This window comes from Afipia sp. GW821-FHT14H12, assembly GCF_058803465.1.
The window spans coordinates 1212507-1234926 of the sequence record NZ_JBXAOZ010000001.1 but is presented as its reverse complement, the minus strand read 5'-3'; the positions used below and the strand labels follow the sequence as shown (position 1 = coordinate 1234926).

Genomic DNA, 22420 nt, shown 5'->3' with positions numbered 1-22420 from the left:
GGGGTGATCTCATGAAGATTCAGACCCTTGCGATTGCATTCATGAGCGCGGTGACGCTGGGCGGCCTTGCCTGGGTGTTTCTGTATCCTCTCCTGTCCGGCGAACGGCAGGCCGAGAAGCGCCGCGCTTCCTTCTCTCGCACCGAAGCTGCGACACGGCGCATCGATCGCAATCAGCGTTCGCGCCGCGAGCAGGTCGAGGACACACTGAAGGATGTGGAAGACCGTGCCAAGCAGGCCAAGAAGGTTCCGCTCAACACACGGCTGGCCCAGGCCGGCGTGAGCTGGAGCAGGCGGCAGTTCATCATCGGTTCGGCTGCTCTTGGACTCCTGGTGTTCTTCATTTGCTTCGTGACCGGCGCAAATTTGATCGCAACGGCCGCGCTCGCCCTCTCCGCCGGGCTGGGCCTGCCGCGCTGGGTCCTGAGCTATCTGAAACGCCGCCGCGAGAAGCAGTTTCTGGAGGCGCTTCCCGATGCCGTCGATGTCATCGTCCGCGGCGTGAAGGCAGGCCTTCCGCTGTTCGACTCGCTCAAGGTGGTCGTCAACGATTCGCCAGAGCCGCTGCGCTCGGAATTCCGCGCCATCATCGAGACCCAGAGTATCGGCATGCCGCTCGGCGAAGCCTGCATGCGCCTTTACGAGCGTATGCCGCTACCGGAGGCGAACTTTTTCGGCATCGTGATCGGCATCCAGACAAAATCCGGCGGCAACCTGTCCGAGGCGCTCGGCAACCTGTCCAAGGTGCTGCGCGACCGCAAGAAAATGAAAGCCAAGATTCAGGCGATGTCGATGGAAGCGAAAGCTTCTGCCGCGATTATCGGCGCGCTGCCGCCTGTCGTCATGATTATCGTCTACATCATGTCGCCGGATTACATTTCGCTGCTGTGGACCCATCCGACGGGCCGCTTCATGCTCGCATGTTGCGCCGTCTGGATGACCGCCGGCATTCTCGTGATGAAAAAAATGATCAACTTCGATTTCTGATGGATACGTCATGCTCGATATGTTGATCGATAAAGTCCAAGACGTTCGCTTCCTGACGATGGTGTTTGCCGCAATCGCCGCGAGCGCTACGGCCTATGCCCTGATCTCTCCCCTGTTCGCCAGCGACGGGTTGACGCGGCGAATGAAAGCGGTCGCCAACGAGCGCGAGCGCATCCGTCAGCGCGAACGCGAACGCATGAACAACAGTGAGAGGGTCACGCTGCGGCAAAGCCCAAAACAGTTCATCGGCAAGATCGTCCACGATTTCAACCTCGGCAAATGGCTCGCGCAGGAGGAAGCCAAGGAAAAACTGGTTATGGCCGGTTATCGCGGCCATGCGCCCTACATCACCTTCCTGTTTTTCCGCATGGTGACCCCGATCGTCCTTCTGGCCGTGACCGCGCTGTATATCTTCGTGATCCTGAAGCTCAATCAGACTACACTGGTCAAAATTGGCATCTGCATCGGCGCGGCCTGGTTCGGCATGCAGGCCCCCATGCTGTTTCTGAAAAACGCGATCAGCAAGCGCCAGCTCTCGATCAAGCGCGCCTTCCCCGATGCGCTGGACCTTCTCCTGATCTGCGTCGAATCCGGCATGTCGATCGAAGCAGCCTTCCGCAGGGTCAGCTTCGAGATCGGATCGCAGTCCGTGGCCCTCGCCGAGGAATTCACGCTGACGACCGCGGAACTGTCCTATCTGCAAGACCGCAAGACCGCATACGAGAACCTGCAGAAGCGTACCGGGATCGACGGCGTGAAATCGGTGTGTATGGCCTTGATGCAATCGGAGCGCTACGGCACGCCCCTCGGCCAGACATTGCGCGTCATGGCGCAGGAAAACCGCGACATGCGCATGACCGAAGCCGAGAAGAAAGCCGCGGCTCTGCCTCCGAAGCTCACGGTTCCGATGATCGTGTTCTTCCTGCCGATCCTGTTCGTGGTCATTCTCGGGCCGACCGGCATCAAGGTCGCGGCCTACATGCACTGACCTGCGACGGCGGTTTGCCGCCGCCGAGGCAGGGTCTGCACTTGTTTCTCAAAATCGATAATTTTCAGGACCGCGACGATGCAACGCTACGCGGACGAGCGGGCGTCTTGCCGGCCTGCCCGTTGTTCAGCATGTCCTTGAGGTAGGCGACATTGGCAGCGGCTTGATCCGGGGGCAGGTCCGCCTGCACGATAGCCTCGGCTTCCGCGAAGCGGCCCTGCAGGCCGAGCGCAAGCCCGAGGTTCTGCCGGATACGGGAATCATTCGGCGCGAGCTTTTGAGCGCGGCGCAACGTCGCCTCCGCTTGAGGCAACTCCTTGGTGAGCACGTAGGACAGCCCGAGATTGGACAGCACCGAGGGATCATCCGGCCTGATCTTCAACGCGCTTGCATAATAACGCCGCGCTTCCTCGGGCTTGCCCATCTGATCGAGCACTGCGCCTTGTATCGAGAGAATGCGCCAGTCCGGATTGGCCGGCGTGTGCGCGCGCGACAGCACATCGAAGGCGAGCTTGAAGTCGCCGTTCTCGGCCAGCGCCCGGCCATAGGCACCGAGCACCTCGCGGTTGCCGGGATGGGTGAGATTTGTCTGTTCGAGCACCGCCACCGCCTGCTCGCGCTGGCCATTGGCGCGCAAGGCCTGTCCGTAGCGCAGCCCAGTGTCGAGGTCTTTCGGATTGGCGCGATATTTCTCGCCATAGACCTCGACTGCGCGGCGAGTGTCCGTCTCCGGCGCAGAGGCACTGGCCTTGCTGCCGATCGATCCCGTGATGTCCGGCACCCCTGTCGTCTGACAACCGGCAAGGCCAACCGCGGCGATGGTCAGAAAGCCGACCGAGCCGAGAAACCGGGCAAGACGGGGTGATTGACGCATGGCGCGTTCGCTCAAGACAAGATGGACGACGGGATTCAGCCGATCCTTCAGCAGTAAATTGTTAACCCTAATGAGTGGTTAATTTTGCCGACGGCGTGATACACCCATTCTCGACCGCGCTTCGCGCCCGCAGATTCCATCCCGAGTTGCCTGATGCCCGCCCCATTCTCGACCACTCCTGCTTCCTCCGCCACACCCATCCTGTTCGCCACGACATCTACCTGGGACAAAGTCGCTGCAAACCTGCCCGCGCCAGCGCGCGAATTCGCGACGGCTAATGGTTTCTCCGCGAAACCCGGCGAATGTCTCACTTTGCCCGGCGAGAACGGCAAGCTCGGCCTTGTCCTGTTCGGACTGGAGGACGATGCCGCCACGGCCGACCCGTTCCGCCCCGGGCAATTGCCCGCCAAGCTGCCGAAGGGTACCTACCACTTCGGCAACGCGCCGCATGACGTGCGCCTTGCCACGCTCGCCTTCGCGCTCGGCAGCTACCGGTTCAGCCGCTACAAAAAGGCGGAGCCCTACGGCGTCAGCCTCGTCCCCCCGGAAGGCGCCGACGCCGATGAGTTGGCGCGCATGGCGGATGCCGCCACGCTCGCGCGCGATCTCATCAACACCCCACCGAACGACATGGGGCCGGAGGAACTCGCGGACGCAGCCAAAACACTGGCCGATGAATTTGGCGCAGCCTGGCGCTGCGTCGGCGGCGAGGAACTGGCGCGTGAATTTCCGCTGATCCACGCCGTCGGCATGGCCTCGACCCGCGCGCCGCGCCTGATCGATTTCACCTGGGGCGATGCCTCTCATCCGAAGGTTACGCTAGTCGGCAAGGGCGTCTGCTTCGATACCGGCGGCCTAGACCTCAAGCCTTCCAGCGCCATGCTCATCATGAAGAAGGACATGGGCGGCGCGGCCAACGTACTCGCACTTGCGCGGATGGTGATGGCCGCCAAGCTGAAGGTGCGGCTGCGGGTGCTGATTCCGGCGGTGGAGAATTCCGTCGCCGGTAATGCCTTCCGTCCGCTGGACGTGTTCCGCTCGCGCAAGGGACTGACCGTCGAAATCGGCAACACAGACGCCGAAGGCCGCCTCGTGCTGGCCGACGCGCTCACTTTGGCCTGCGAAGAAAACCCCGATCTGCTGATCGACATGGGCACGCTCACGGGCGCCGCGCGCGTGGCGCTCGGTCCGGACCTGCCGCCCTTCTACACCAACGATGAAGCGCTCGCTACCGATGTCGCGCGTCATGCGCGGCAGGAGAACGATCCGCTGTGGCGGCTGCCGCTGTGGCAGCCTTACGACGCGTGGCTCGATTCCAAAGTGGCTGATATCAACAATGCACCGTCCGGCGGCTTCGCGGGTTCGATCACCTGCGCGCTGTTCATGCAGCGTTTCGTGACCGCCGGGACGCGCTGGCTGCATGCCGACATCTATGGCTGGACGCCGGCCGCGAAGCCTGCCCGCCCCGAAGGCGGCGAGTGCCAGGGCGCGCGCGCGTTCTACAAGCTGTTGAGCGAACGCTATGGCTGAGACGAAGCCCGATCCACGGCTCACGCCCGCGCGGTCCGATCTTGCGGCCTCGTGCCTGCGAGGCAAAGTGGAGGCCGCGCGCTTTGTCGTTGGCGAAGAGAACGAGGTGATCGATGCCCTCGCGCCGGTGCGATGCGAGCCATCCCATAACGCCACGCTGCTCACACAGGCCCTGAAGGGCGAGCGCGTCACGATCTACGATCGCGACGGCGAAGGCTGGGCCTGGGGGCAGTTGAACGCCGACGGCTATGTCGGCTGGATGCCTGAATCAGCGCTGGTCCAGCCACGCACGACGCCGACGCATCATGTCATCGTCCAGCGCACGCTGGCTTTCCCCGGCCCATCCATCAAGCTGCCGCCGGCCGAAAGCCTGCCGCTCGGGTCGCGCGTCGCGATCGTGAAAACCAGCGACAATTTCGCCGTGACGCCGCAGAACCATTACATTCCCTTACGACATCTTGCGACGCTTGCTGCCCATGAAAATGACTTCGTCGCGGTCGCCGAGCGTTTCATCGGCACGCCCTACCTCTGGGGCGGCAAGAGCAATATGGGCATCGATTGCTCCGGCCTCGTGCAAGTCTCGCTGGCCGCCGCAGGGATCAAGGCTCCGCGCGACAGCGACATGCAGGAAACCGCTTTGGGAGAGGCTGTCCTGCCCACGCAGTGGAACGAATTGCGGCGTGGCGATCTGGTGTTCTGGAAAGGGCATGTCGCCATCGTCAGCGGCTACGATATGCTGGTCCACGCCAATGCCTATGCGATGGCCACGGCTCATGAACCTTTTGGACAGGCCATCGCGCGGATCGAAGCAGCGGGCAGCAAGGTGACGAGCGTGAAACGCTTGAAGTAAGGCGCTTCACGCCTCCGGAGCAATCGCCGCATCCGCCTCGATATTGAACGCTGCCGCGAACAGCGCGCGGGTGTAATCCGTCTTCGGATTTTTGAACAGCGTGGAGGCTTCGCCTTTTTCCACCACCTTGCCCTGACGCATCACGATCAGATGGCTCGCAAGCGAGGCCACCACGCGCAGGTCATGGGAAATGAACATGTAGGTAAGGTCGCGCTTGCGCTGCAAATTCCGCAAGAGGTCGACCATCTGCGCCTGAAACAGCATGTCAAGCGCGCTGGTCGGCTCGTCAAGCACGACGAAATCCGGCTCCAGCACGATGGCACGCGCCACGCTGATGCGCTGACGCTGCCCGCCCGAAAACTCATGCGGGTAACGGAACCGCACTTGCGGATCGAGGCCGACATCGGTGAGCGCCTTGACCACGCGCGCCTCACGCTCCTCCGCAGACAATGACGGCTGATGCACGCTCAGCCCCTCGGCCACAATATCGTTCACCGACATGCGCGGGCTGAGCGCGCCGTAAGGGTCCTGAAACACGATCTGCATGTCGCGCCGGAACGGCCGCATTTCCTTGAAGCGCAGCCCCTGAATGGGCTTGCCGAGAAACACGATGGGGCCTTCTGAAGAAATCAGCCGCAACAACGCAAGGCCGAGTGTGGTCTTGCCCGAGCCGGATTCGCCGACGACGCCGAGCGTCTCGCCCTTGCGCACAGCGAGCGACACGCCATCGACCGCCTTGACGTGGCCAACGGTCTTGCGCAGCAGCCCGCGCTTGATCGGAAACCAGACCTTAAGATCGTCCGCCTGCATCACCACCGGTTTATCAGGTCGCGGCGGCGCGGGATCGGGCTTCGGCTCGGCAGCCAGCAACGCCTTGGTGTAATCGTGCTGAGGCGCGGTGAACACCTGTTCGACCGGACCCTGCTCGACGATCTTGCCATTGTTCATGACACAGACGCGATTGGCGATACGCCGCACGATGCCGAGATCATGGGTGATGAACAGAAGACTCATGCCGAGACGCGTGCGAATATCGGCGAGCAGCTTGAGGATCTGCGCCTGCACCGTCACATCAAGGGCCGTCGTCGGTTCGTCCGCGATCAGCAGGTCCGGCTCGTTGGCGAGCGCCATCGCGATCATGACGCGCTGGCGCTGCCCGCCGGACAATTGGTGCGGATAGGCCCCCAGCCGGGTCTCGGGATCGGGAATGCCGACCTGCGTCAGAAGCTCCAGCGTGCGGGCGCGTGCCGCCTTGCCGCGCAGGCCGCCATGAAGCAGCAGCGCCTCTCCGATCTGGTCCTCGATAGTGTGGAGCGGATTGAGCGACGTCATCGGCTCCTGGAAGATGATTGAGATGTCGTTGCCGCGCACGCCGCGCATCTCATTCTCGCCGAGCGGCAGTAAATCCCGCCCCTTGAATTTGATGCTGCCCGAGGGATGAGAGGCCGTTGGATAAGGCAATAGCTTCAGCACCGACAGCGCGCTGACGGATTTCCCGGAACCAGATTCGCCGACCAGCGCGACGCATTCGCCGCGATTGATCGAGAACGAAATCCTGTCGACCGCAACGGATGTCCTGCCGCCCTGCCGGAACGCGACCGAGAGGTCCTGCACATCGAGCAAAGGCTGTGAGGTCGTGTCCATCGGCCTCACTCGAACGTCTTGCGCGGATCGAACGCGTCACGCACCGCTTCGCCGATGAAGATCAACAGAGAGAGCATGATCGCGAGCGAGAAGAAGCCGGACAGGCCGAGCCACGGTGCCTGAATGTTGGCCTTGGCCTGCGACAACAACTCGCCCAGCGACGGCGAGCCCGGCGGCAGGCCGAAGCCGAGGAAATCCAGCGCCGTCAGCGTCATCACCGATGAGGACACGATGAAGGGCAGGAACGTCATGGTCGCGACCATCGCATTCGGCAGCAAATGCCGGAACATGATGACTCGGTCGGAAACACCCAATGCGCGCGCCGCTTGAATGTATTCGAAGTTGCGCCCGCGCAGGAATTCCGCGCGTACGAGCCCGACCAACGACACCCACGAGAACAGCAGCAGGATTCCGAGCAGCACGAAAAATCCCGGCACCAGAATCGATGACAGGATGAGCAACAGATAAAGCGATGGGATCGCCGTCCACACTTCGATGAAGCGTTGGAAGCCGAGATCAACCCAGCCGCCGAAATAGCCCTGAATGCCACCCGCCGCGACGCCAACGATCGAGGAGATGATCGTGAGAGCCAGACCGAACAACACCGAAATGCGGAAACCGTAGATCAGCCGCGCCACCACGTCGCGCCCCTGATCGTCGGTGCCGAGCCAGTTGTATTCAAGATCGCGGCAGCTCTTCAGTCCCTTGCGCTCCACCACCGGCGCGCATTCCTTCTCGGTCAGCATCCAGGTCGGCTTCGACGGTGCGGGCGTCGGCAGATCGAGGTTATGGGTATCGTAGGAATAGCGGATCAGCGGCCAGACGATATGCCCGCCCTTCTCCGCAATCAGCTTCTGCAGATAAGGATCGCGATAATCCGCGGCCGTCTCGAAATCCCCGCCGAAGGCCGTCTCCGGGTAGGTGACGAAGGCGGGAAAATACAGATGGCCGTCATACTGAATGAGAAACGGGCGATCATTGGCGATCAGTTCCGCGAACAGCGAGACGATGAACAGAATCGAGAAGATCCAGAACGACCAGAAGCCGCGGCGGTTGGCCTTGAAATTCTGCCAGCGCCGCCGGTTCAGCGGCGACAACCTCAGGCCACGCTGCGAGGCCGGCACCGCTTCTCCAAGCGGCGACAGGCTTTGCGTCTCAATGGGCGGAGTCACGCTCATGCCTGACGCGCCTCAAAATCGATCCGCGGATCGACCCACATATAGGTGAGATCGGAGATCAGGTTCACGACAAGGCCCACCAGCGAGAAGATGAACAGCGTGCCGAACACCACGGGGTAATCGCGATTCAGCACGCTTTCGAAGCCGAGCAGTCCGAGCCCGTCGAGCGAGAAGATCGTCTCGATCAGCAGCGAGCCGGAAAAGAACGCATGGACGAACGCGCCAGGAAAACCGGCGATCACGATCAGCATCGCGTTGCGGAAGATGTGGCCATAGAGCACGCGATGCTCGCTGCAACCCTTGGCCCGCGCGGTCATGACATATTGCTTGCGGATTTCGTCGAGAAACGAATTCTTGGTCAACAGCGTCATGGTCGCGAACGAACTCAACGCCATCGACAGCAGCGGCAGCGTGAGATGCCAGAAATAATCGATGATCTTCCAGTACCATGGGAATTGCGACCAGCCGTCCGAGGTCAGCCCGCGCAGCGGGAAGATGTCGTAGAACGAGCCGCCCGCGAACAGGATGATGAGCAGGATCGCGAACATGAAGCCCGGAATCGCGAAGCCGACGATAATGACCGCCGAGGTCCATGTATCGAAGCGCGAGCCGTCCGCCACCGCTTTACGGATGCCGAGCGGGATCGAGATCAGGTAGGTCAACAATGTCATCCAGATGCCGAGCGACATCGACACCGGCAGCTTTTCCTTGATGAGCTGCAGCACACTGACGTCGCGGAAATAGCTCTTGCCGAAATCGAAGCGGGAAAAATTCCAGAGCATCAGCGCGAAGCGTTCCGGCGCAGGCTTGTCGAAGCCGAACTGCTTTTCGAGGCTCTTGATGAATTCGGGGTCCAACCCCTGCGCGCCGCGATATTTCGAGTTCACCGCATCCATCGAAGCGCCGGGCGCGCCGCGCGCACCGAGATCGCCGCCGCCGCCCGAAATGCGCGAGCTTGCGCCGGTGTCGGCGCCCGACAATTGCGCGATCACCCGCTCCACCGGACCACCCGGCGCGAACTGCACCACGACGAACGACACAAACAGGATGCCGAACAGCGTCGGCACCATCAGCAGGATACGGCGGGCAATATAGGCTGCCATCGGCTATCTCGCCTGTTCGGGCTTCGATGCTTTCGCGGCATCGTACCACCACAGGTCCGGCACGCCCACGCCCGCATAGCGCGGCAGTTTTGCCGGATGCCCGAACACATCCCAATACGCGATGGGGTGATTGTTACGGTACCATTGCGGCACCCAGTAACGGCCAGCGCGAAACACCCGGTCGAACGCATGGCAGGCGATGCGCAGCTCGTCGCGGCTGTTGGCCGCGATGATTTTCTCGATCAGCGCGTCGAGCACGGGATCAGCCACACCCGACAGATTGTTCGAGCCCTTGATCGCGGCCGCCTGCGACGAGAAGAACGTCCGCAGCGCCTCGCCCGGCGTCGACGCCATCGAAAACCGCTCGATGGTGACATCGAAATCGAAATCGTCGCGGCGGGCACGATACTGCACCGGGTCCACGATGCGCAGGCTGGCATCGATGCCGAGCACGCCGAGATTCTTGATGTAGGGCGCATGGTGCGGCTGGAACGACGGCTCATCGAGCAGGAATTCCAGCGTAAAGCGCTGGCCCGATTTCGAGACGCGCTTGCCGTCCTTGATAGTCCAGCCCGCCTCCTGCAGCAGATGCGCTGCCTTGCGCAGCAGCTTGCGGTCTTGCCCGGAACCATCGCTCACCGGCGGCACGAACGGCTCGCCAAATACCTCATCCGGCACTTGCCCGCGAAACGGCTCGAGCAGCTTGAGTTCATCCGCGCCGGGCGCACCCGTCGCCATCAAATCGGAATTCTGGAATGGCGAGACGGTGCGTGCATAGGCACCGTACATGATGCTCTTGTTGGTCCATTCGAAGTCGAAGGCGCAGCCAAGCGCCTCGCGCACTCGCGGGTCCTTGAACTGCTCCCGCCGCATGTTGATGAACCAGCCCTGCGCACCCGAGGGCGTCTCGTCCGGCAGCGTTTCGCGCTTCACCCGCCCGTCCTTGACGGCGGGGAAATCGTAGCGCGTCGCCCAGACGCGCGCGGTGAATTCCTCGCGGTAGAGATAATTGCGCGCGGTAAAGCCCTCGAACGCAACATCGCGGTCACGATAGAATTCGTAACGCACGGTGTCGAAGTTGAACGCGCCCTTCGCGACGGGGAGGCCTGCGCCCCACCAGTCCTTCACTCGGTCGTATTCGATAAAGCGGCCGACCTCGAACTTGCCGACTTTATAAGGGCCCGAGCCCAGCGGCACCTCCAGCGTCGATTCCTCGAACGGCTGCTTGGTGTAATAGGCCTTCGAGAAAATCGGCAGCGAGGCAACATAGAGCGGTACATCGCGCGCGCGGTTCGGCGCGAATGTCACCACCAGTGTCGCGTCGTCCGGCGCTTCCGCTTTGATGACGTCACGCATCTGCTGGCGGATGATCGGATGGCCCTTCTCTTTCAGGACGCTCAACGAGAAGGCCGCATCCTTCGCGGTCAGCCGCGTGCCATCGTGAAAGCGCGCTTCGGGACGCATCTTGAAGCGATAGGTCAGGCCGTCAGGAGAAATCTGCACCCCGCCCGCGGCCAGGCCATACATCGCATCTGGCTCATCGCCGGAGCGCATCATCAGCGTGGTAAAGGTCTGCTCGATGCCGATGGCGCCGTCGCCCTTCAAAATAAAGGCATTGAGAGAATTGAAGGTCTGAAACGACTGGTTGTAGGAACGGCTCGACGGAATGGTCGAGAACAGGCCGCCCTTCGGCGCATCGGCGTTGACGTAATCGAATTGCCTGAAGTCCTTCGGGTACTTCAGGTCACCGAACGCCGACATGCCATGCGAGAATCCGGCATCATCAGCCATCGCAGGCTTGAGGACGCCCGCCACCGCGGCGCCGCCGCCAAGCACCAGAACATGTCGGCGCGAAATCCGCGTCAAGACCGCCGCCCGATCTTGCCGGCCTTGTCTGCGTCGAACCACCAGATCTCAGGGAACGCGGACATGCCGTATTTCGGCATCTCGGATGGACGGCTGAAACGATCCCACCGCGCGGTGCGGATCTTGCCATAGGTCCATTGCGGCACGACGAAATGATGCCAGAGCAGCACGCGGTCCAGCGCCTTCGTCGCCGCGACAAGATCCTCGCGATCCTTGGTGTAGATCACGCGCTCGATCAGCTTGTCGATCGCAGCATTCTTGATGCCGATGATGTTGCGCGATCCCGGCATATCGGCAGCCTGCGAGCCCCAGAACTCACGCTGCTCGTTGCCCGGCGACAGCGACTCGGCCCACGAATTCACCACCACGTCGAAATCCCAGTTGCGCAGGCGGTTTTCGTACTGGGTCGCGTCGACGGTGCGCACACTCACCGTCATGCCCATCCGCTCCAGCGAGGGCTTGAAGAACAACAGCACCCGCTCGAAGCTCGGATCGTAGGTCAATAGTTCAAGCTCGAATGGCGCGCCGGTCTTGGCATCGACGAGCTTGCGGTCCTTGATCTCATAACCTGCCGACTTGAGAAGCCGCAGGCCTTCGCGCAAATTGTTGCGTACATTCTCCGGCGATCCACCAACCGGATTTGTATATTGCGTGGTGAACACCTCAGGCGGCACCTGATCGCGAACGGTTTCGAGAATCTCAAGTTCGCGTCCCTGCGGCAGACCACTGGACGCGAGCTCGGTGCCCTCGAAGTAACTTGCAATGCGCTTGTACTGGCTGAAGAAGATCTGCCGGTTCATTTCCTCGAAATCGAACGCGAAGTTCATCGCGCGCCGCACGCGCGGGTCCTTGAACTTATCGCGCCGGATATTGAATGCGAACGCCTGCATGACGCCGACGGTGCGGTTGGGGAATTCCTCCAGCACCACGCGCTTGTCCGTCACCGCCGGAAAGTCGTAGGCGGTCGCCCAGTTCTTGGCGCTGTTCTCCGAACGCCAGTCGATCTGATCGCCCTTGAAGGCTTCAAGCGCCACCGTGGAGTCGCGGAAATATTCGTAGCGCAACTCGTCGAAGTTGTTGCGGCCGACATTGATGTTGATGCCGTTGCCCCAATAATCCTTCACGCGCTCGAGCACGATGGTGCGGCCCGGCACGAAATTCTTGATCTTGTAGGGACCGCTGGAAATAGGCGGCTCCAGCGTGGTCGCACCGATGTCGCGCGGCTTCCCGTCGCTGCCCGTGCCTTCCCAGTAATGTTTCGGGAGCACCGTTAACTGGCCGAGAATCTGCGGCAGCTCGCGATTGCCCGGCGCATCGAAAGTGAACTTGATCTCGCGCGGCCCGGCCTTCTCCGCCTTCGTCACATGGCGATAATAGGCGGAATAAAACGGATGATATTTCTTGAACGCCTCGAGCGAGAAGATCACGTCGTCCGGCGTCACCGGCTTGCCGTCGTGCCATTTCGCTTCCTTGCGCAACCGGTAGGTGACCGACGAATAATCCGCCGGGTAGCTCATCGCTTCCGCAAGCAGACCATATTGGGTGGACACTTCGTCGAGCGAAGACACCGTCAGCGCCTCGTATATTTCTCCGATGGCGCCGATTGATCCCTTCACGCCGGCGACGACCATATTGAAATTGTCGAACGTGCCGACCGCGGTCTGCCGCACAACTCCGCCCTTGGGTGCTGTGGGATTGACGTAATCGAAATGCGGAAAATTTGCCGGATACTTGACGTCTCCGAACAGCGACAGGCCGTGCGTCCACGCGCCATCCTTGGGCGATGCAGTTTCAGCGAACGCCGGCCTGACAGAGTTGAGGAGAGAAAACGAGGCGGCGAGCGCGCCGCTGCGAAGGAGTTGGCGTCGGGAAATCGGCAACCGTCAAAATCCTGTTGGTTGTGAAATAAACGCAACGCGGCAGTGCGCGACCGCTTCACCGTCCGCGTTCATTATGTCGGTTTTTGGATATGACGCCAGCCCGCCGAAACGATAAATCCGCGCGACGTTGTCGCGCGGATTCTAAAAAATCGTTTAGGCTGGAACGTGCGCCCGGATACGGACCGAGCGAGCCTGCCTTACTTGAGAGTCTCGAGATAGGCGATCAGGTCGGCGCGTTCGCTGTCCTTGCTGATGCCCGCGAAGCCCATCGCCGTGCCCGGGATAAAGGTCTTCGGACTCTTGATGAAATGGTTGAGGTCCTCAACGGTCCAGTTGCCGCCCTTGGCCTTCATGGCGGCGGAGAAGTTGAAGCCGCCGCGGCCTTGGCCCCTCGGCTCGTCAACAATGCCAAACAGGTTCGGACCGACCTTGTTGGGTCCGCCCTTCTCAAAGGTGTGGCAGGCCGCGCACTTCTTGGAAACAGCCTGGCCCTTTTCGGCGGAAGCCGTCTTGAGCAAATCCGCAATCGGCACCTCAGGTGCCTCCTTGGCTGGCGCGCCAGCGGCTGCCGCTTCCTTCACCGCGATCTCAAAGCCCGGCTTGTCCAGCTTCTTCGGAGCGAAAATTGCCTGGGCGGCGAAATTCGTCACCAGCAAAACAAGGCAGGTGCCGAGAATCGCACCCATGATCTTGTTGAGTTCGAAAGAGTCCATTTCAGATCAGGCTCCGGGCCGGGAAATTGACCTGATGCCTTGCATTTTCCGCTGAAAAACGGATCAAAACATCAGTGCAGGGTCAGCTACGCGCCACTTGCGAGGCAGCGCCGAGGGAATAACGGTTTGCCCGGCTTCTGGCAACCCGTATAAATGTCCCGATCCTGCGAATATCCCGCATTTCCGTGCGTTTCCAGCCCTGCAGCCCGGCCTTCCGTCCATGACCGAACAAGACACCCTGGTCCTGATTCCCGCCCGCATGGCGGCGTCGCGGCTGCCGGGAAAACCGCTTCTGGACATCGCGGGCCTGCCGATGATCGCCCATGTCCTGCGCCGGGCGCGGGATGCCCGCCTTGGCCGGGTCGCGGTCGCCACCGATTCAGCCGAAATCGCCGCCGCCGTCACCGCACAGGGCGGCGAGGCCGTCATGACCCGCGCCGACCACCCCTCCGGGTCGGACCGCATTTTCGAGGCCTTGGGCAAACTCGACGGCGCAGGCCGCATCAACACCATCATCAACGTCCAGGGCGACCTGCCTACCATTGCGCCGGCCGACATCCGCGCGGTGCTGCAACCCTTGAGCGAACCCGCCGTCGATATCGCCACTTTGGCTGCGGAAATTCGCGTCCCGGAAGAACACACCAACCCAAACGTAGTGAAGGTGGTGGGCTCGCCTGTCTCGAACGACACGCTGCGGGCGCTTTACTTCACCCGCGCCACCGCGCCTCATGGCGAGGGACCGCGCTACCACCACATCGGGCTTTATGCCTATCGCCGCGCGGCGCTGGCGCGATTCGTCGCGCTGCCGCCCTCACCCCTTGAGCGGCGCGAGAAGCTCGAACAATTGCGCGCGCTGGAAACCGGCATGAGGATCGACGTCCGGATCGTCGATTCGGTGCCGCTCGGCGTCGACACTCCGCACGATCTGGAAGCCGCGCGCCGGACACTGGCAAAACAGGTATAACGACAAGCATGACGACAGAACCAATGACCATCGCCTTCCAGGGCGAGCCCGGCGCCAACTCGCATATCGCCATCGACGAGGCGTATCCCGGCGCCAAGGCCCTGCCCTGCGCCACCTTCGAGGATGCGCTGGCCGCGATTGCCTCCGGCGAGGCCGATCTCGGCATGATCCCGATCGAGAACTCGGTCGCGGGCCGCGTCGCGGACATCCACCATCTCTTGCCGAAATCGAACCTCTTCATCGTCGGCGAATGGTTCCTGCCGATCCATCATCAATTGATGGCTCCGCGCGGCGCCGCGCTCGATGGCATCAAGACCATCGAAAGCCACATCCACGCGCTTGGCCAATGCCGCAACATCATCCGCAGGCTCGGCGTGCGCTCGATCGTGTCGCCCGATACCGCGGGTTCGGCCCGCGCGGTCGCGGCGGCGGGCGACAAGACCCGCGCGGCGCTCGCGCCGAAGATCGCAGCCGATATCTACGGTCTCGACATTTTGGCTGAAGATGTCGAGGACGAGCATCACAACACCACGCGCTTCGTCGTGCTGGCCCGCGAGCCGAAATGGGCGCCGCACGATTCCGGGGCCACGGTCACGTCGTTCGTCTTCCGCGTGCGCAACCTGCCGGCCGCGCTCTACAAGGCGCTCGGCGGCTTCGCGACCAACAGCGTCAACATGACCAAGCTGGAAAGCTACATGGTGGAAGGCAATTTCGCCGCCACGCAGTTCTTCGCCGATGTCGACGGCCATCCCGACGACCAGAACCTCGCTTATGCGCTGGAGGAACTGAAATTCTTCTCGGCGGAGCTGCGCATTGTCGGCGTCTATCCGGCACATCCGTTCCGCATCGCGTTCAACGGCAGGAACGGCAAGTAGGCGGCTACGCCGCCGCTTGCTTGTTCAGCCCGAACGCCTCGGCGAGCAGCCGATAGGACCGCTTGCGCGCGCTATGGTCGTAGATCGCGCTCGTCACCATCACCTCGTCGGCTCCACTCGCCTCGATCAATGGCGTCAGCCGCTCCAGAACTCTCGCAGGCGAGCCGACGAACAGCTTTGCGCGGTTGCGGGCGATGATCGCGCGGTCGGCCTCCGAATACGGATAGGCTTTCGCCTCCGCGACGCTCGGGATCGGCAGATAGGCGCCCCGCTCGCGCTGCAGGCGGTTGAGGTCCATCGACATCGCTAGTTCTTCGGCCTCCGCATTGGTCCGCGCCGTGACGACCGCGACCGCGAGAATGCCGTGCGGCGTCTGCCGCCAGCGCGAGGGACGAAAATGCGCGCGATAATGGGTGAGCGCTGCGACAGCATCGAACGATGCGAAATGATGCGCGAAGGCGAAGCCCATGCCGACCTGCGCCGCGAGTTGCGCGCTGTAGTCACTGGAGCCGAGCAGCCATAAAGGCGGCAACGGCGTATCGTCCGGCATCGCAACCACCTTGTTGAAGGGATGATCGGCCGGGAATTCCCGCGTCTCCCACAACATCAATTCCTGCAGCCGCTCCAGAAAATCATCGCCGGGCCGCACTTCCAGTCGATTGCGCAGCGCATAGGCGGTCACCCCATCAGTCCCCGGTGCGCGACCCAAGCCCAGATCGATGCGGCCGGGAAACAGCGCCTCCAGCATCTTGAAGCGCTCGGCCACAACGAGCGGCGCATGGTTCGGCAACATCACGCCGCCGGAGCCGACGCGGATGCGCTGCGTCACCGCCGCGATCTGCCCGATCATGATGTCGGGCGCGGGACTTGCAACCGACGCCAGCCCATGGTGCTCGGCAAGCCAATAACGGGTGTAGCCCAGCCGGTCGGCCTCCTGCGCCAGATCGATGCTGTTGCGCAACGCCTGTGCAGGTTTGGTGCCGGTGGTGACGACGGAAAGATCGAGAACGGACAAAGGAGGCATGGGCCCTCAGGTAATGGCTGCGCCAGCGCGCTCAAGTTGCCGGTGGGCAAGGACGTCTGACAAGCCCTTGAAAGTGTTCTTCAGCCAACCGCTTTCCGAAACTTTCAGCGGGAATGCAGCGCCAAACTCTCTTCGCCTTGGCCCACCCGATATCCAGTAATTGGATTTTCCCGCAATTTTTCTCCTGTTATGGGCAATTTCCCACCGCAATATGCGCCTTGGTGGGCTGTCGGACCGAAGCCTTATGGCCTATTTTAGCGTTTGCGCGCTAGGTTGAAGCCATCGCGCATCATCACATCCCAGCCGGTTCTTCCGAGGCGTCATGAGCGACACCCCACCTTCTGCCCACACGCAGGCTGCACGGCCTTCCATCTCGTTCGAGTTCTTCCCGCCGAAGACCGAGGAGATGGAGCAGAATCTCTGGGGCGTCATCAACCGCCTTGCACCGCTGTCACCGAATTTCGTCTCCGTGACCTACGGCGCGGGCGGCTCGACCCGCGAGCGGACCCATTCGACGATTAAGCGCATCCTTGAGGAAACCAGCCTCACCCCCGCCGCGCACCTGACCTGTGTCGACGCGACCTGCGCCGACATCGATGACGTGGTGGATCGCTATCATGAAGTCGGCGTGCGCCATATTGTGGCGCTGCGCGGCGATCCCTCGGGCGGCATCGGCACCGCCTATCGGGCCCATCCGAACGGCTATCAAAATTCCGCCGATCTGGTCGCCTCGATCAAGCGCCGCCATCCGGATATGGAAGTCACGGTCTCGGCCTATCCGGAAAAGCATCCTGAGAGCGCAACCATCGACGCCGATATCGACGTGCTGAAAGCCAAGGTCGATGCAGGCGCCGACCGCGCCATCACCCAGTTCTTCTTCGACAACGATCTTTACTTCCGCTATCTCGACCGCGTGCGCGCGGCGGGCATCACAATTCCGATCGTGCCGGGCATCCTGCCGGTGCAGAACTTCAAGCTGGCGAAGAATTTCGCCACGCGCGCCGGCGCAACGGTGCCGGACTGGCTGGCGGAAAAATTTGAAGGCCTCGACGATGACGCGGAGACCCGCAAGCTCGTCGCCGCCACTGTCGCCGCAGGCCAGGTCCAGAAGCTCGCCAAGCACGGCGTCGAGAATTTCCACTTCTACACCATGAACCGCGCGGACCTCGTGTTCGCCATCAGCCACCTGCTCGGCATCCGCCCGAACGGATCGCAACAGGCCACCTGATATTTTCTTCCGTCATGCCCGCCCGCCGCGGACGTGACGCATGCAAGGTAATGAGTAAATGACCTCTTCAACCGCCGACAAATTCCGCGCCCTCGCCCGCGAACGCATTCTGGTGCTCGACGGCGCCATGGGCACGATGATCCAGCGGCTCGAACTGGACGAAGCGGCATTCCGCGGCGAGCGGTTCAAAGATTTTCACCGCGACGTGCGCGGCAACAACGACCTGTTGATCCTGACCCAGCCGCAGGCGATCGAGGACATTCACTACGAATATCTGAAAGCCGGCGCCGACATCGTCGAGACCAACACCTTCTCCTCGACCTCCATCGCGCAGGCCGACTACGATATGTCGAACCTCGCCTATGAGCTGAACCGCGAGGGTGCACGGCTCGCGCGCAACGCCGCCAACCGCGCCGAGGCCGATGACGGCAAGCCGCGTTTCGTCGCGGGCGCGCTTGGCCCGACCAACCGCACCGCCTCGATCTCGCCGGACGTCGCCAATCCCGGCTATCGCGCGGTGACCTTCGACGGCCTGCGCATCGCCTACAGCGAGCAGATCAACGGCTTGCTCGACGGCGGCGCCGATCTCCTGCTGGTCGAAACCATTTTCGACACGCTCAACGCCAAGGCCGCACTCTACGCCATCGCAGAAATCTGCGAGGCGCGTGGCATCGACGTGCCGGTGATGATCTCCGGCACCATCACCGACAAATCCGGCCGCCTGCTGTCAGGCCAGATGCCGGAAGCGTTCTGGTACTCGGTGCAACACGCCAATCCCATCACCATCGGCTTCAACTGCGCACTCGGCGCGGAAGACCTTCGCGCGCATATCGCCGATATCGGCCGCGTCGCCGATACGCTCGTCTGCGCCTATCCGAACGCGGGCCTGCCGAACGAATTCGGCCAGTATGACGAGACGCCGGAATACATGGCCCGCCTCGTCGGCGCATTCGCCCGTGATGGCCTCGTCAATGTCGTTGGCGGCTGCTGCGGTACCACGCCCGATCATATCAAGGCGATCGCGCAGGCCGTCGCTCCACACAAGCCACGCATCGTCCCGGCGATCGAGCCGAGACTCCGGTTGTCCGGCCTCGAGCCGTTCGTGCTGACCAACGACATTCCGTTCGTCAATGTCGGCGAGCGCACCAACGTCACCGGCTCGGCCCGCTTCCGCAAGCTCATCAAGGAAGGCAATTACACCGCAGCACTTCAGGTCGCCCGCGATCAGGTTGAGAACGGCGCGCAGGTGATCGACGTCAACATGGACGAGGGCCTGCTCGACTCCAAGCAGGCGATGATCGACTTCCTCAACCTCGTCGCCTCCGAGCCGGACATCGCCAAGGTGCCGGTGATGGTCGACTCCTCGAAATTCGAGGTGATCGAAGCCGGACTGCAGTGCATTCAGGGCAAGTCGATCCTCAACTCGATCTCGATGAAGGAAGGCGAGGAGAAATTCCTCCACGAAGCCGCCATCGCGCGCCGCCACGGCGCCGCCGTGGTGGTGATGGCGTTCGACGAGGTCGGGCAGGCCGACACCTACCAGCGCAAGATCGATATCTGCAAACGCGCTTACGATCTCTTGACGACGAAGCTCAACTTCCCGCCGCAGGACATCATCTTCGACCCGAACATCTTCGCCATCGCGACCGGGCTCGAGGAGCATAACAATTACGGCGTCGACTTCATCGAGGCGACGCGCTGGATCCGCCAGAACCTGCCGCACGTCCACATCTCGGGCGGCGTCTCGAACCTGTCATTCTCATTCCGAGGCAATGAGCCGGTGCGCGAGGCGATGCATTCGGTGTTCCTGTATCACGCCATCAAGGCGGGCATGGACATGGGCATCGTCAACGCCGGGCAGATGGTGATCTATGACGACATCGATCCCGAATTGCGCAACGTATGCGAGGACGTCATCCTCAACCGCGATCCAGGCGCGCCCGAACGGTTGTTGCAGCTCGCGGAAAAATTCCGCGGCCAGGGCAAGCAGGTCAAGGAACAGGATCTTGCCTGGCGCGAATGGAGCGTCGAGAAGCGGCTCTCCCACGCGCTGGTCAACGGCATCACCGAATATATCGAGGTCGACACCGAAGCCGCACGCCTCACCGTGGAGCGGCCACTCAACGTGATCGAGGGCCCGCTGATGGCCGGCATGAACGTGGTCGGCGACCTGTTCGGCTCCGGCAAGATGTTCCTGCCGCAGGTGGTGAAGTCCGCCCGCGTGATGAAGCAGGCGGTCGCCTATCTGATGCCGTTCATGGAAGAGGAAAAGGAACGCAACAAGGCCGCAGGCCTTACCGAAGGCCAGCGCTCGTCCGCCGGCAAGATCGTGATGGCCACAGTGAAGGGCGACGTTCACGACATCGGCAAGAACATCGTCGGCATCGTGCTCCAGTGCAACAATTTCGAGGTGGTCGACCTCGGCGTGATGGTCCCCGCCGCCAAGATTCTTGAAACTGCGAAGAAAGAGAACGCCGACCTCATCGGGCTTTCCGGCCTGATTACGCCCTCGCTCGACGAGATGGCGTTCGTCGCATCCGAAATGGAACGCGAGGGCTTCGACATTCCGCTCTTGATCGGCGGCGCGACCACGAGCCGCGTCCACACCGCCGTGAAGATCGATCCACGCTACCGCAAGGGCGCGGTCGTGCACGTCAATGACGCGAGCCGCGCGGTCGGCGTCGCTTCTTCGCTGCTCTCGGTGGAGAAGCGCGACGAATACATCGCCGAAGTCCGCGCCGACTACGCCAAGATCGCGGACGCGCATTTCCGCGCCCAGCAGAACAAGAAGCGACTCTCGCTCGAAGCCGCGCGCGCCAATCACCTGAAGATCGACTGGAGCAAGACCAGGCCGGTCAAACCGTCGTTCCTCGGCTTGAAGACCTTCACCAACTATTCGCTCGCCGAACTCGCCGAGTGCATCGACTGGACGCCGTTCTTCCAGGCGTGGGAATTGTCGGGCCGCTTCCCGGCAATCCTGAAGGACCCGAACGTCGGCGAGGTTGCGCAGTCGCTCTACAACGACGCACGCAGGATGCTCGACACCATCATCAAGGAAAATTGGTTCACCGCCAACGCCACCATCGGCTTCTGGCCCGCCAATGCGGACGGCGACGACGTGACGCTTTATAGCGACGAGGCGCGCACCAAGCCGCTTGCGACGCTGCACACGCTGCGCCAGCAGCTTGAGCGGCGCGCCGGTGTCCCCAACCTCGCGCTCGCCGATTTCATCGCGCCGAAGGGAAGCGGCGTCGCCGATTACATCGGCGCGTTCGTCGTCACCGCCGGCATCGGCGAGGAAGCGATCACCATGCGCTTCAAGAAATCCAACGACGATTATTCCTCGATCATCGTCAAGGCGCTGGCGGATCGCCTCGCGGAAGCCTTCGCCGAGCGGATGCACCAGCGCGTCCGCATGGAGTTCTGGGGTTACGCGGCCGACGAGGCGCTGTCGAATGACGACCTGATCCTCGAGAAGTATCAGGGCATCCGCCCGGCGCCGGGTTATCCCGCGCAACCCGACCACAACGAGAAGACCACGATCTTCAAACTGCTCGATGCCGAGCGCAATGCGGGCGTGACCCTGACCGAAAGCCTTGCGATGTGGCCGGGCTCATCGGTGTCAGGCATCTACTACAGCCACCCGCAGAGCGAATATTTTGGCGTCGGCAAGATCGAGCGCGATCAGGTCGAGGATTATGCCGAGCGCATCGGCGCGACCGTGGCCGAGACCGAGCGCTCGCTTGCTTCCGTTCTGAACTACATTCCCGCGAGCGAACCTCAGCCACCAGCACCTGCGGACGACGACATCACCAGTCTGCCCCCCGCCCAGCATCCGCCGGGCTGCGGCTGCGCGATCCATATGCGCATGAAGATGAAATCACGCACCGATGCGCGGCCTGACTAACTCTCGGCTTCGTCACTGAATTTCTGAAGATATCCCGCGAAGGCCGAACGGAACTTCAAATCCGTTCGGCCTTCGTCCTTTCACGTCTGTGTGACGTGAGACAGCGGTGGAACTGCATCGCCGCCGGTTCGTTTTGACCACACAGCGTCGAAAATTCGGCGGCGCTGTGCCACGTCGGAACTTTCCTCCGCCTTCTCATCAAATTTTCATAACAGAAGAAAAGGAGACGCACTGTGAACAAGGCAACCCTCCTCGCAGCCACCGCCGCGATTGCGCTGATCGCGACCCCCGCCCTCGCACGGGATATGGTCAAGACGCATTCCAATGTGCAGATGAAATCATCCAAGCTGCATCAGCATAGCGTCCACCATGCTCGAACCATGCGCTCAGGCGATCGCCTCGCGCGGCGCGGTGAACGCGACAGCAATTGGAACCATCGCAGCGGCTTCTGGCCCGCCGCCACCGCAGGCGCCATTGCCGGCGGCGCGATCGCAACCGCCGACGCGATTGCAACTGCACCCTTCCGGGCCGGCTATTATGATAACGGCTACTACGGACGATACGACCGGCCCTATGGCGATGTCGCCTATCGCAGCGGCTATCGTTACGGCGGCACCTATGCGTCCATGGACGAAGGCTTCGGCGTATATAATTACGATGGCACCGCCATTCCGGGCTCACCGAGCTTTGACGCCCGCAACGGCTTCACCTGCCGTCCCGGCACCATCATCAAGCTGAATGGGCAACCTACGCTCTGTCAGTAAACTGCCCTGCAATAACACCGGGATGGTGGCGCTCGCCACTGCCGTC

At 62.1% G+C, this 22420-nt stretch carries 17 protein-coding genes; 9 read left to right on the top strand and 8 right to left on the bottom strand.

Features of this window, described 5'->3' with window-relative positions; all coding sequences use genetic code 11:
• The first annotated feature begins 11 nt into the window (after positions 1-11).
• On the top strand, positions 12-986 hold the full coding sequence (locus AC1RNA_RS06100; protein ID WP_492950486.1) for a type II secretion system F family protein: 975 nt from the start codon (positions 12-14) through the stop codon (positions 984-986).
• Between the two features lie 10 nt (positions 987-996).
• Positions 997-1974: a type II secretion system F family protein gene (locus tag AC1RNA_RS06095; protein ID WP_492950485.1), complete on the top strand. Its 978-nt coding sequence runs from the start codon at positions 997-999 to the stop codon at positions 1972-1974.
• A gap of 64 nt (positions 1975-2038) precedes the next feature.
• Here the strand turns inward: AC1RNA_RS06095 and AC1RNA_RS06090 are convergent, their stop codons facing one another.
• Positions 2039-2848: a tetratricopeptide repeat protein gene (locus tag AC1RNA_RS06090; protein WP_492950484.1), complete on the bottom strand. Its 810-nt coding sequence runs from the start codon at positions 2846-2848 to the stop codon at positions 2039-2041.
• Between the two features lie 153 nt (positions 2849-3001).
• On the opposite strand from AC1RNA_RS06090, the gene AC1RNA_RS06085 reads away from it, so the two are divergent.
• Both AC1RNA_RS06085 and AC1RNA_RS06080 read left to right on the top strand, forming a co-directional pair.
• Positions 3002-4378 carry a leucyl aminopeptidase family protein gene (locus AC1RNA_RS06085; RefSeq protein ID WP_492950483.1) on the top strand — a complete coding sequence of 459 codons (1377 nt, stop codon included), beginning with the start codon at positions 3002-3004 and terminating at the stop codon, positions 4376-4378.
• On the top strand, positions 4371-5228 hold the full coding sequence (locus AC1RNA_RS06080; RefSeq protein WP_492950482.1) for a C40 family peptidase: 858 nt from the start codon (positions 4371-4373) through the stop codon (positions 5226-5228). Before AC1RNA_RS06085 ends, AC1RNA_RS06080 begins: the two co-directional genes overlap by 8 nt.
• A gap of 6 nt (positions 5229-5234) precedes the next feature.
• Here the strand turns inward: AC1RNA_RS06080 and AC1RNA_RS06075 are convergent, their stop codons facing one another.
• From AC1RNA_RS06075 to AC1RNA_RS06050, 6 genes are all read right to left on the bottom strand, one after another.
• Positions 5235-6872 (bottom strand): ABC transporter ATP-binding protein, encoded by a 1638-nt coding sequence (locus AC1RNA_RS06075; RefSeq protein WP_492950481.1) that lies wholly within the window; start codon positions 6870-6872, stop codon positions 5235-5237.
• A gap of 5 nt (positions 6873-6877) precedes the next feature.
• Positions 6878-8050: an ABC transporter permease gene (locus AC1RNA_RS06070; protein ID WP_009337619.1), complete on the bottom strand. Its 1173-nt coding sequence runs from the start codon at positions 8048-8050 to the stop codon at positions 6878-6880.
• Entirely contained in the window at positions 8047-9153 is a 1107-nt protein-coding gene (locus AC1RNA_RS06065; protein ID WP_009337620.1) for a microcin C ABC transporter permease YejB, read from the bottom strand. Before AC1RNA_RS06065 ends, AC1RNA_RS06070 begins: the two co-directional genes overlap by 4 nt.
• Before the next feature lie 3 nt (positions 9154-9156).
• Positions 9157-11019, bottom strand: coding sequence for an extracellular solute-binding protein (locus AC1RNA_RS06060; RefSeq protein ID WP_492950480.1), 1863 nt, complete (start codon positions 11017-11019; stop codon positions 9157-9159).
• On the bottom strand, positions 11016-12899 hold the full coding sequence (locus AC1RNA_RS06055; protein ID WP_492950479.1) for an extracellular solute-binding protein: 1884 nt from the start codon (positions 12897-12899) through the stop codon (positions 11016-11018). Before AC1RNA_RS06055 ends, AC1RNA_RS06060 begins: the two co-directional genes overlap by 4 nt.
• A gap of 197 nt (positions 12900-13096) precedes the next feature.
• Positions 13097-13612: a c-type cytochrome gene (locus AC1RNA_RS06050; RefSeq protein WP_048755534.1), complete on the bottom strand. Its 516-nt coding sequence runs from the start codon at positions 13610-13612 to the stop codon at positions 13097-13099.
• 220 nt (positions 13613-13832) lie between these two features.
• On the opposite strand from AC1RNA_RS06050, the gene AC1RNA_RS06045 reads away from it, so the two are divergent.
• Positions 13833-14576 carry a 3-deoxy-manno-octulosonate cytidylyltransferase gene (locus AC1RNA_RS06045; RefSeq protein ID WP_492950478.1) on the top strand — a complete coding sequence of 248 codons (744 nt, stop codon included), beginning with the start codon at positions 13833-13835 and terminating at the stop codon, positions 14574-14576.
• Between the two features lie 8 nt (positions 14577-14584).
• Positions 14585-15451 carry a prephenate dehydratase gene (locus tag AC1RNA_RS06040; protein WP_009337625.1) on the top strand — a complete coding sequence of 289 codons (867 nt, stop codon included), beginning with the start codon at positions 14585-14587 and terminating at the stop codon, positions 15449-15451.
• Positions 15452-15455: 4 nt separating this feature from the next.
• On the opposite strand, the gene AC1RNA_RS06035 is transcribed toward AC1RNA_RS06040, so the two are convergent.
• Entirely contained in the window at positions 15456-16475 is a 1020-nt protein-coding gene (locus tag AC1RNA_RS06035) for an LLM class flavin-dependent oxidoreductase (RefSeq protein ID WP_492950477.1), read from the bottom strand.
• A gap of 322 nt (positions 16476-16797) precedes the next feature.
• Here AC1RNA_RS06035 and metF point away from each other — a divergent pair, with 322 nt between their 5' ends.
• From metF to AC1RNA_RS06020, 3 genes are all read left to right on the top strand, one after another.
• Positions 16798-17703 carry a methylenetetrahydrofolate reductase [NAD(P)H] gene (gene metF / locus AC1RNA_RS06030; RefSeq protein WP_492950476.1) on the top strand — a complete coding sequence of 302 codons (906 nt, stop codon included), beginning with the start codon at positions 16798-16800 and terminating at the stop codon, positions 17701-17703.
• A 58-nt stretch (positions 17704-17761) separates the two neighbouring features.
• Entirely contained in the window at positions 17762-21610 is a 3849-nt protein-coding gene (gene metH, locus AC1RNA_RS06025; protein ID WP_492950475.1) for a methionine synthase, read from the top strand.
• Between the two features lie 233 nt (positions 21611-21843).
• Positions 21844-22374, top strand: a complete 531-nt coding sequence (locus tag AC1RNA_RS06020) for a hypothetical protein (RefSeq protein ID WP_492950474.1) — start codon at positions 21844-21846, stop codon at positions 22372-22374.
• The last annotated feature ends 46 nt before the right edge of the window (positions 22375-22420 follow it).

Bases quoted from the DNA above. Each gene is read 5' to 3' on its own strand.
- AC1RNA_RS06100 (WP_492950486.1), top strand. From the start codon at position 12: ATGAAGATTCAGACCCTTGCGATTGCATTCATGAGCGCGGTGACGCTG.
- AC1RNA_RS06095 (WP_492950485.1), top strand. From the start codon at position 997: ATGCTCGATATGTTGATCGATAAAGTCCAAGACGTTCGCTTCCTGACG.
- AC1RNA_RS06090 (WP_492950484.1), bottom strand. From the start codon at position 2,848: ATGCGTCAATCACCCCGTCTTGCCCGGTTTCTCGGCTCGGTCGGCTTT.
- AC1RNA_RS06085 (WP_492950483.1), top strand. From the start codon at position 3,002: ATGCCCGCCCCATTCTCGACCACTCCTGCTTCCTCCGCCACACCCATC.
- AC1RNA_RS06080 (WP_492950482.1), top strand. From the start codon at position 4,371: ATGGCTGAGACGAAGCCCGATCCACGGCTCACGCCCGCGCGGTCCGAT.
- AC1RNA_RS06075 (WP_492950481.1), bottom strand. From the start codon at position 6,872: ATGGACACGACCTCACAGCCTTTGCTCGATGTGCAGGACCTCTCGGTC.
- AC1RNA_RS06070 (WP_009337619.1), bottom strand. From the start codon at position 8,050: ATGAGCGTGACTCCGCCCATTGAGACGCAAAGCCTGTCGCCGCTTGGA.
- AC1RNA_RS06065 (WP_009337620.1), bottom strand. From the start codon at position 9,153: ATGGCAGCCTATATTGCCCGCCGTATCCTGCTGATGGTGCCGACGCTG.
- AC1RNA_RS06050 (WP_048755534.1), bottom strand. From the start codon at position 13,612: ATGGACTCTTTCGAACTCAACAAGATCATGGGTGCGATTCTCGGCACC.
- AC1RNA_RS06045 (WP_492950478.1), top strand. From the start codon at position 13,833: ATGACCGAACAAGACACCCTGGTCCTGATTCCCGCCCGCATGGCGGCG.
- AC1RNA_RS06040 (WP_009337625.1), top strand. From the start codon at position 14,585: ATGACGACAGAACCAATGACCATCGCCTTCCAGGGCGAGCCCGGCGCC.
- AC1RNA_RS06035 (WP_492950477.1), bottom strand. From the start codon at position 16,475: ATGCCTCCTTTGTCCGTTCTCGATCTTTCCGTCGTCACCACCGGCACC.
- metF (WP_492950476.1), top strand. From the start codon at position 16,798: ATGAGCGACACCCCACCTTCTGCCCACACGCAGGCTGCACGGCCTTCC.
- metH (WP_492950475.1), top strand. From the start codon at position 17,762: ATGACCTCTTCAACCGCCGACAAATTCCGCGCCCTCGCCCGCGAACGC.